Annotated in this window: 2 protein-coding genes; both read right to left on the minus strand. The window is 65.5% G+C overall.

Translation table 11 applies throughout. The annotated features are described in order from the left end of the window. On the minus strand, positions 1–817 hold an 817-nt coding region (locus J3474_RS22235; protein ID WP_207095681.1), incomplete at its 3' end, for a phosphotransferase family protein. Then, complete coding sequence (locus J3474_RS22240) at positions 814–1995, minus strand: acyl-CoA dehydrogenase family protein (protein WP_207095682.1); 1182 nt, start codon at positions 1993–1995, stop codon at positions 814–816. The genes J3474_RS22240 and J3474_RS22235, both read right to left, overlap by 4 nt. Position 1996: the final 1 nt, after the last annotated feature.

A 1996-nucleotide genomic window follows, 5' to 3' on the forward strand; every position in this document is an offset into this window, starting at 1 on the left:
CGGCTCCGGCCAGGCCGGCCACGATATGCGGCGGCATGTGGTACATCATCGCGTGATAGGCGAAGTCTGCCAGCGGATGGCCCAGCGTCGACAGTTCCCAGTCCAGCACGGCCAGAACCCGCGGCTCGGTGGGATGGAAGATCATGTTGTCGATGCGAAAATCGCCGTGGATCACGCTCGATGCGCCGTCGTCCTCGGGCATGTTCGCCTCGAGCCAGTCGATCACCGCGTCCATGTTCCCGTCGCGGCCCGCAGCCTCGTCGTCGCGGTACTGCTTCGACCAGCGCCCCACCTGGCGCGCGAAGTAATTGCCCGGCCTGCCGTAGTCACCAAGGCCGATCGCCTCGGGATCGAAGGAATGCAGCTGCGCGAGCGTCGCGTTCATCGCATCGTAGAGCGCCGCGCGCTCCGCGTTGGAGACGCCCGGCACCCTCGCATCCCAGAAGATGCGCCCTTCGACCATCTCCATGACGTAGAACCAGGTCCCGATGACATCGTCATCGGTGCACAGGCCATAGACCCTGGCGACCGGGAAACCCGCACCGTGAAGCGCCGACAGCACCTTGGCCTCGCGCTCCACCGCATGGGCGCCCTTGAGCAGCTGGCCCGGCGGCTTGCGCCGCAGCACGTAGCTGCGCGAGGGCGTCACCAGCTTGTAGGTCGGGTTCGACTGTCCGCCCTTGAACTGCTCGACCGCCAGGGGGCCCTCGAAGCCCTCCACATGGGCCTCCAGCCACGCGGTCAGCGCGGCTTCGTCGAAGGCATAGCCTGCGCGGACCGCAGTCGTGCCGGTATTGGCCTCTACAACGTCTGTCATGCCCCTGCCGCTTCCTTCGCTGCCTCCTGGGCCTTGCGCCAGTCGCGCTTGATCTTCTTGGCAAGCGACCACTTGTGGACTTCGGTGGGGCCGTCGTAGATGCGAAAGGCGCGCACTTCGCGAAAGACCTGCTCGACGATGGTGCGTTCGGTCACGCCGGTTCCACCCATGACCTGGATGCAGTTGTCGGCGATCTTCATCAGGGCCTCGGACACCGAGACCTTGGCCATCGAGCTTTCCACCGTGCCCAGCGAGCCGGTGTCCAGCACGGAGGCGCACCAGTCGATCATCAGCTCGCACTGCTGGATGAGGATCTTGTTCTCGGCCAGCATGAAGCCCACGCCTTCGTGGTCGATCAGGGTCTTGCTGAATGCCTCGCGGCGGCAGGCGTAGTCGGTCGCGATCTCGTGCGCGCGGATGCAGCAGCCAAGCCAGCGCATGCAGTGCGACAGGCGAGCAGGCGAAAGGCGGATCTGCGCATACTTGAAGCCTTCGCCCGGCAGTCCGAGCATCTGGTCGGCCGGGATGCGCATGTCCTTGATGGTCAGCGTTGCATGACCGCCGGGCATCGAGGTGTCGATGGTATTGGGAACTTCGTCGATCACGATCGCCGGATCGGGCAGGTCGACGAGGAACATGCAGGCGCCGCCCTTGGTATCCTCTTCCGCCGAGGCCGCCATGACGATGCCGACCTTCGCGCCCTGCGCACCGGTAATGAAGGTCTTGCGGCCATTGACGACCCAGTGGTTGCCGTCCTTGCGGCAGGTCGTCTTCATCATCGAGGGATCGCTGCCCGCACCGCCCCATTCGGCCGGCTCGGTCATGAAGAAGGCCGAGCGCCCCGAACCGTCGACAAGCGGCTTGAGGAAGCGCTCCTTCAACTCGGGCGAACCGACGTGGCCGATGAGGTACATGTTGCCCTCGTCCGGGGCCATCGTGTTGCACGCCAGCGGGCCGAGCGGCGAAAGGCCGGACCTGATCAGGACAACGGCCGTCTCGCGCTGGGTCAAGTGCGAACCGTCAGCCTTGATGTGGGGCGTGAGTACCCCGGCATCGCGGGCCTTCCCGCGCATCTCCATCACCAGTTCGTCGGTCGGCGCACCGTGGTGGTCGCGGCGCGGGTCCTTCTCGTAAGGTACCACAACTTCGCGCACAAAGGCTTCCACCCGCTCGGCCATG

Origin of the sequence: Novosphingobium sp. PY1 (assembly GCF_017312445.1) — a bacterium.
Classification (GTDB): Bacteria; Pseudomonadota; Alphaproteobacteria; order Sphingomonadales; family Sphingomonadaceae; genus Novosphingobium.